The sequence below is a fragment of the Roseibium sp. RKSG952 genome (genome assembly GCF_009711355.1).
This window is the reverse complement of the sequence record NZ_SMMF01000471.1, coordinates 1-1,206: the sequence shown is the minus strand read 5'-3', so window position 1 is coordinate 1,206 and position 1,206 is coordinate 1. Positions and strand designations below refer to the sequence as shown.

Annotated in this window: 1 protein-coding gene; it reads left to right on the top strand. The window is 60.4% G+C overall.

The genetic code is table 11. The features are described from left to right. The coding region (locus tag E1297_RS01620; RefSeq protein ID WP_155133064.1) for an IS66 family transposase at nucleotides 1-1,112 on the top strand (1,112 nt) is incomplete at its 5' end. Nucleotides 1,113-1,206: the final 94 nt, after the last annotated feature.

Below are 1,206 nucleotides of genomic sequence, written 5' to 3'. Positions count from 1 at the left end.
GCGAAAAGATGGTGCAGGAGCCGGCGCCCAGCCGTCCTATCCCGCGCAGCATGGCCGGCCCCAGCCTGCTGGCCTTCATTCTGGTCTCGAAATTCGATGATCATGTTCCGCTCTACCGTCTGAATGAAGTCTTTGACCGCTTGGGCGCAGACATTCCCGATACGACCATGGTGGACTGGTGCGGCAAGGCGATGAAAACCCTGGGCCCGCTGACCGCCTTGATCGAGGCCGACATCATGGCCAGTGACCTGCTCCATGCCGATGACACCCCCATCCGGGTTCTGGACCGCAAGGCCAGGACACAGGCCCTGGGCAAAGCGGTCAAGCAAGGCCGCATCTGGGTCTATTTGCGCGATCAAAGGCCATGGTCCGGCGCGGCTCCGCCCGGAGCGGTCTATTATTTTTCGCCAAACCGAAAGGGCGAGCACCCGCGCAAACATCTGGCCCGCAGCAGCGGCATTCTTCAGGCTGATGCCTATACCGGGTTCCGGGACCTCTATGCCCCGCGGATCGATGGTTCCGTGCAGTTCCGCGAGGCGGCCTGCTGGGCGCACCTGCGGCGCGACTTCCATGATGTCTGGACAACGGCAAAATCTCCGATCGCACGGCAAGCGCTTGAACGGATCGGCAGGCTCTATGATATCGAACGCGAGATCCATGGCACATCCGCCGGAATACGGCGAAGCGTGCGCCAAAAAAAGAGCAAGCCCGAGGTCGAGGCGTTCCGCGTCTGGGCCGAACAACAGCTCCTCCGGATCCCGGGCAAGAGCGATCTGGCGAAAGCCTTCCGCTATGGCCTGAACCGATGGGCGTCCTTCACCCTGTTTCTGGAAGACGGGCGTGTTGGAATTGATAACAACCCGGCCGAGCGCGGCATGCGTCCGATTGGGGTTGGCCGCCGCAACTGGTTGTTCGCCGGGGCCGACACCGGCGGCGAAACGCTGGCACGTGCCATGACAATCATTGAAACGGCCAAATTGAACGGCCTGGATCCGCAAGCCTATCTCGCAGACGTGCTGAACCGCATCCACGATCACAAGATGAATCGTCTCGCCGACTTGTTGCCGTGGAACTGGAAACCACTGTCAGAACAAACCGTCGAGGCCGCCTGATGGCAACCCTTACCCATGTTTATACTTTGCGCCATGCAGCTGAATTGCTTGGGGAAGATCCCGACCTGCTGGAGGCCATAACCGAAAATGAAGA